4 protein-coding genes and 1 tRNA gene are annotated in these 7,072 nt (G+C 34.8%); 2 read left to right on the top strand and 3 right to left on the bottom strand.

What is annotated here, in order from left to right:
* Together KWG70_RS10940 and KWG70_RS10935 are read right to left on the bottom strand one after the other, a co-directional pair.
* A partial coding sequence (locus tag KWG70_RS10940; protein ID WP_230936062.1) for a M14 family zinc carboxypeptidase occupies positions 1-4,534 on the bottom strand: 4,534 nt, incomplete at its 3' end.
* A 432-nt stretch (positions 4,535-4,966) separates the two neighbouring features.
* Positions 4,967-5,040, bottom strand: a tRNA-Met gene (locus KWG70_RS10935).
* A gap of 128 nt (positions 5,041-5,168) precedes the next feature.
* Between KWG70_RS10935 and KWG70_RS10930 the strand changes: the two genes are divergently transcribed.
* A complete protein-coding gene (locus KWG70_RS10930) occupies positions 5,169-5,561 on the top strand; it encodes an START-like domain-containing protein (RefSeq protein ID WP_230936061.1) in 393 nt (130 codons plus the stop codon).
* Between the two features lie 56 nt (positions 5,562-5,617).
* Entirely contained in the window at positions 5,618-6,463 is an 846-nt protein-coding gene (locus KWG70_RS10925) for an aminotransferase class IV (protein WP_230936060.1), read from the top strand.
* On the opposite strand, the gene KWG70_RS10920 is transcribed toward KWG70_RS10925, so the two are convergent.
* Entirely contained in the window at positions 6,460-7,020 is a 561-nt protein-coding gene (locus KWG70_RS10920) for a YqgE/AlgH family protein (protein WP_230936059.1), read from the bottom strand. The two genes, KWG70_RS10925 and KWG70_RS10920, sit on opposite strands and share 4 nt — an antisense overlap.
* Positions 7,021-7,072: the final 52 nt, after the last annotated feature.

Genomic DNA, 7,072 nt, shown 5'->3' with positions numbered 1-7,072 from the left:
TAGATCCTCCAGAACCATTATAAGTGATACCATTCTCCGTCCATGTATACGACTCATCAGAGCAAATCGTTACATCAGTCACCACAGGAGCAGGCTCCGGCGTTACTGTTAAGTTAAGTGTTTGATCAGCTGCACAGTTCACACCTTCAATAGTTACCGAAGTAGATCCTCCAGAACCATCATAAGTGATACCATTTACAACCCAAGTATACGACTCATCAGAACAAATTGTTCTGTCTGTCACCACAGGAGCAGGCTCTGGTGTTACTGTTAAATTTAATGTTTCATCGGCAACACATCCAGAACCAGGAACTGTTACAGAGGTAGATCCTCCAGAACCATCATATGTAATTCCATTTACAGCCCAAGTATACGACTCATCAGAACAGATGGTCACATTAGTTACTACAGGTGGAGGAGGTGTTCCAGTCACATCCCATACACATGTTGTATAATTATAGTTTGCAGTTTCATAACATTCTAATCCTGTCGGAGCATCTTGTAAATTTACTGTTACTACAGCTATACAAGTATCTTGATTTCCGTTAGTATCAGTAACGGTTAGTGTGACGTTATTTGCACCTTCATCGGCACAAGTAAATGCTGTTTGTGAAGCAGAAATAGAGGCAATTCCGCAGTTATCAGAAGATCCATTATTTATAGCAGCGGCAGTTATTGTTGCATTTCCGGTAGCATCTAATTGCACAGAAATATTTTGGCACACAGCCACTGGGTCTTGATTATCAACAACTACATTTACATTAAATGAAGCCGTGTTTATGTTTCCGTTACCATCGTTTACTGAATAGCTAATAACTGTAATTCCAGAAGGGAATACACTTCCGCTATTTAATCCTGTACCATCAGTTCGTGTAGGAGTTAGGCCAGTTCCACAATTATCAGTAACAGTTGGGTCTGTCCATGATGGTTGATTATTTCCACACGTTAATGTGATGTCAGAAGGAACGCCTACAAATACAGGGTCTATTTGATCGACTACAGTTACTACAGCGACACAAGTGTCATCTTGACCATCTCCATCAGTTACTGTAAGTGTTACATTTACAGTTCCTATATCAGTACAGTCAAAAGAATTAATATCAATGCTTCTTCCAGTAATAGCTACGTCATCTGTAGAACCACCATCAATATCGGTAGGAACAATAGATCCATTTCCGGCATTATCTAGTTGAACAGTTATGTTTTGACAAACTGCTGTTGGAGGAGCAGAACCTGTAGCAACATCAGAAGTAATTCCGAAGTTATCTAATGAGATATCACCTTGCCATCCAGTTGATCCATCAGAACTTGTTGTCGCACTAAGTCTTAATTTTATTGATTGTCCGTCAAATAAAGATAAATCCACGTTTTGTGTTTTCCATGCATCGGCATGAGCATTTTGTTGACTTCCAGTTAGGGTGTAATTGGTCAATGTTGTATAGCTAGCGCCATTATCGATACTCACATCAACAGTAAGTTCTCCAATGAATCCACCAAACATGTGGTAGTCAAATGTCATTGCAGCATTTTCTCTTCCAGTAAAATCAAGGCACGGACTTATAAGTCGAGCAATTTTACTTGGGAAATTTGGGTTAGAAGCTTCAATAAATATAAAACGACTTCCATCTGATGCTAAAGATGGTCCTGTATCGTTAGAAGGTGTTGAATTTCCATCTCCTTCTTCAGCTTTATTGGTCCAATCAAAATCATCACTTCCATCGTTAGACCATAGACCGAATGAGCCTGCAGTTTCGAAGCTTTCAGAATAAGGGAAAGCACTTATAGAGCTCCCTGTACATGGAATAGGGCTTGGTGTTGTAAATGTTTCAGAAGTTGAATATGCAGATGCTGTTGTATTACATCTTGTTGCTACCTGTACTTCATAATTTGTATTTGCTGTAAGTCCAGAAATATTATATGAGTTAGTTGCAATATTTGTGATTTCGTTCCAAGAACCTGATCCCACTTCTCTATATCTTATATCATAAGTAGCTGAAGGGATATTGTCCCAAGATACTGCTGCTGACGTAGGAGTGACAAGAGTAACAGCAAGATTTGTAGGTGCTACACTATTATCACAAGGAACTTGCAGTCCAATTATTTTAAAATCATCGAAGAAAAAACCTTCTGCATTAGCAGAGTAATTTTCAAATCTATTATTACTGTCAGTTCTAAATCTAAATCTAAATCGCGCATTTGGAGATTGGAATAGCGATGCATGGTTAGTTGCATCAATAACAACTTCTTCCATAACCCATTTATCCATACGATCACCATCATAGACTCTACCGCTACTATTATTATTTTGTTGGAAAGAATGGCTAGTAGAGGTTTTATCACCATGTTCATTAGTAGTGAAACTTGTCGCATTTGGTTTATTATAAATACCACAAAGAGATACCCAGTTGGTTCCATCTGTAGATCCTTCAAATTCAACAAAATCGAAGTTACGTTCTAAATCCCATTTTGTATAAAACTGAATGATGACTTCATCTGAAGTTGATAAATCATGAGTATTAGTCGTTATAGATGTATTTTCGTTTGAACCATAAGATGATATGGCATTGCCACCTGTTTTTATGGCACGACTACCAGAATATGCAGCACCTGTTGCATTTGAAGCCGTCCAGGTACCAGATAAGTTCCAGTTTGTTGCTATTGAATTAGCGTCTGGATCATCGGCTAATATTATGTTGGGTTGATAATATTTTTCAACATTTATATTGTAAAATACGTTTGTACCGTCTGATAATTGCACATTATATTCAATTTTATCATTAGGTTGAATACTACCGTTTAAAACGATTTGAGCAGTGACATTGTTTTGAGCTAAAATACCCATTCCACTTTGAACAGGAACAGAAGCTATAGAAACAATATTTGATGAAATAGGAGTGACAGTTAATGTGAAATCACTTGCCGTTTGTCCAATACGTTCAATACCAAAAGTTAAGTCTGAAGTAAGGCTATTAATATCACTTTGGGTTAAATCGTGCAGTTTCGCATATTTACCTCCATAATAAGCGTTCATTAAATTGATACGCATACCTCTTGCTGCTATCACATCAATTTGCGATAAAGAAGGCCAAAAACCACCTTCACTTCCAAAACTACCATGTTCTGGAGTTGATGCTAAGATGTTTTGACCAGATCCTACAGAAGCAGGGCTACTATCATTTGGATATGAATTGTTAGCATTACTAGTTGTATTACCAGCATCTGCCGTACCACCTACCATCCAGTCATCGGCAATACCATTTGCAGGTGTAAATATTGTGGCACCAGATACATATCTGTTAAATCTAGACATGTCTTCATGCCATTGGTGCATTTCATCTTCTCTATTTGAAACACGTGTAGGAATACCTCCGTATGGATGTGGAATGGCATTAGCTGCCGAGTGGTGCATCAAACAAGTTTCAAAATTTCTTGCTAAAACAAAATCTCTTAAAATTTGTGCTTCGGGCTCAGAGAAAGGTGCTGGACCTCTATAAGTGTCACTAGAAGGAACATCATTTGAACCACTAGCATCACCATCTGCTCCCCATAAGTAGTCGAAGTTTCTATTAACATCAACACCTCTTGTTGCAGTAGAGTTAGACGTACTACCAGTATTAGGTCTACAATTCTTTCTTTGAAACGTACCACCACCAGAATTTAAATGCTGATTCCAACGTAAACCATCTGGATTTACAACTGGAATAAAATATAATTCGTTATTGTCTACTAAGTTTTTAATTGCAGGATCTGTATCGTAGTTTTCAAGAAGATACCACATGAAGTACATGTTATTCATTAAACTACTAACCTCTCTAGCATGTATCATTGATGTATACAATATTTGAGGTTTGCTTCCTTCAGGGGAAGACTGGTCTCCAGTTATTCTTACATACCATATAGTTTTAGGATCCCATCTTGTAGTTCCCTGTCCTGTATAAGTTAATCCATTATTAGTAATTGTGCCTGATGGATTCCCCCAAGTTGTTTGATTAGTTGGAGAAGCATCTGCTTTAGCTGAAATTAGATTAGGATAGTTAGCGAACATTTGATCCAGTTCTGCTTCCATTTCGTCTACTGTTAAACAACCACCAAGAGATCCTTGGTTATAATTAGTTGGTGTTGTCCAATTGACTTCTTCACATCCAGTATATTGTAAATAATTATCAAGTATTGTACTCGCAATCGATCGATTAGTTATAACAGGTTGGTTACTTGATTTAAATTGAGCATACGCATCATCTATCGTGATTTCGGAAGCATTCCTTTCTTGATAAAATTGCGTAAGATCCTCAACAGTAACGTCGTATTTGATTCCTGCATTATCAATTAGGTTTAATTGTTCCATTGATAATTCTAATTGAACAGTATTGTCTTTGTATACTGCGCCACATCTTAAATCAATACCAATATCCAGTAAGGTTTGTAGGGTGGTTTCAGAATTATTATTAATGATAATGCGCTTGTAAATTTCTTGCGCAAATGAAGTTTGAACTACTAAAAATAGTAGCACAAGTAAGCAGGTAATTTTTCTCATTAGTTTGGGGTTTAATGAATTTATGTCGTTTAATCAGGTCGCTAATATATCAATTTATTTTAATTATACTCCATAAAATGCAGAAAAAACCGATGAAATGCATTTTTTTAACATTTGAAAAATATCTTGTAAGAAATAATTGACTGAAAATCAGCGAATTGTTAAAACATGTGTGTTTTGATAATTTTAGAACATTTTGATTGTAATTAGTCAATGCATATTATAAAGAGAAAACCCAACACATATTAATAGGTATTGGATTTTACTTTTGTATGGAGAACGAGATTCATATAACCTTAATAAGGTGCCTTGAAAATAGTAAAAGAAAATGCTGTGCGTTTTTACAATTTTTGGTTTTCACTTCGCTTTTAAGCATTACTTAAGCTTCTAAAAACAAAAAAGCTTGATGATTACATCAAGCTTTAACTACTGTAGCGAGAACGAGATTTGAACTCGTGACCTCCGGGTTATGAATCCGACGCTCTAACCAACTGAGCTACCTCGCCATTTATGAGGGTGCAAATATAAAAACAAAATTTATCTGAACAAACATAAAATGCTCAAATTATTTTTTTTGATTTTTAGTTTTAAACTCAACAATTAATGTATATATTGACAACATAATAATTTATCTATGGAAGACAAAGTTAAAATTGAGATGGAGTTTGTTATTCACGCTTCGCCACAACTTTTATATCAATATATATCTACACCTTCTGGTTTGTCAGAATGGTTTGCCGATAATGTGAATTCAAGAGGAGAACTGTTTACATTTATTTGGGATGGTAGTGAAGAAAAAGCAAAACTATTAAGTAAGAAAAGTGGTGAGCGCATAAAGTTTAGATGGTTAAATGATGAAGAAGATGGTGCGTCTTACTTTTTTGAAATACGCATTCAAGTCGATGAAATCACTAAAGATGTTTCTCTCATTGTTACAGATTTTACAGATGAAGATGAAGTTGATGAAGCAAAAATGCTTTGGGATAATCAAATTTCAGATTTGAAACAAGTTTTGGGTTCTGCTTAGAACTTCTCAATCATATTAGTTTTATATTTGTCTCGATTTTTAATCGAGACTTTTTTATGATAAATATAAATGGTGAGTTAGTTGAAAATTCCAACTCTATAGCCCTTGAAAATAGAGGTTATAAATATGGAGATGCTCTTTTTGAAACTTTGAAAGTGGTACATGGCAAAATTTTGTTTTGGGAAGATCACTATTTTAGATTGATGGCTTCTATGCGTATCATGCGAATGGAGATACCAATGAATTTCACTATGGAATTTCTTGAAGCTGAAATTTTAAAAACCATAAATGTTAATGGATTGGCAACTTCATCTGCAAGAGTTCGATTAAATGTAGATAGAGGAGATGGTGGTAGATATCTTCCAAATGACAAAGCTATAAGTTATAGTATAGTTGTAGAACTATTGGAAGACGATTTCTATTTAGTATCAACAAAGGAATCATATACTGTCGATTTATATAAAGACTATTTTGTTGCTCCAGGATTGTTATCTACATTAAAAACAAATAATAAAGCTATTAACGTTTTGGGTAGTATTTATGCAGAAGAAAACAAATTAGATAATTGTTTACTATTAAATACCAATAAAAATGTTGTTGAAGCTTTGCAAGGAAATTTATTTTTAGTTTCAGGTGAAACAATCAAAACACCACCTCTTGATGATGGTAGTTTAAAAGGTGTCATGCGTAAACAAATCATTGATATGATTTTAAACTCTGGTGATTATGTTTTAGATGAAACTTCAATTTCTCCATTTGAACTTCAAAAAGCAGATGAGTTATTTATCACTAATGTTATCGTTGGGATTCAACCCATATTACAGTATCGGAAAAAGACTTACAGTACTAAAATTTCAGAAGATATCTTGAAGCGTTTAAATACGAAGTTAAGATTATCTTAATTATAACTTGGATTTTCTGGAGCATTAGACCAAAGAGAATAATCTCCACCGAGCTCTAACATTTTTTCTTTCCAAAAGGAATCACAGCACTTTTCTATGAGTTCATTTTTGTAGACATTTTCAGATACAATCCATGCTTGAGATTCTAGCTCATTATCTAATTGCTTAGCGTCCCAACCAGAATATCCAAGAAAAAATCTAATATCTGAGCCAGTCAATTTATTTTCATTAAGAAGTTCTAAAACAGCATCAAAATTTCCTCCCCAATATACGCCATGAGAAATTTCAATACTATCTGGTATTAAATCTGGTACTTGATGTATGAAATAAAGATTGTCTTGTTCAACAGGACCTCCGTTATGAACTTTAAAAGTAGCTTCTGTTTCAGGAATCAGGTCGTTAAGCGTATATTCTAATGGCTTGTTTAAGATAAACCCAATTGATCCTTGTTCGTTATAATCAGCCAATAATATGACAGACCTATTAAACGATAAGTCACCTATTATTGAAGGCTCAGCAATTAAAAGATGTCCTTTTTTGGGCTTTGATATAATCATAACACTATGATTTACGTACTAATCTAAAACATATTTTCCTAATAACCAATAA

This window comes from Psychroserpens luteolus (assembly GCF_021032705.1).
Classification (GTDB): domain Bacteria; phylum Bacteroidota; class Bacteroidia; order Flavobacteriales; family Flavobacteriaceae; genus Psychroserpens; species Psychroserpens luteolus.
This window is presented reverse-complemented; position numbering and strand designations above follow the sequence as displayed.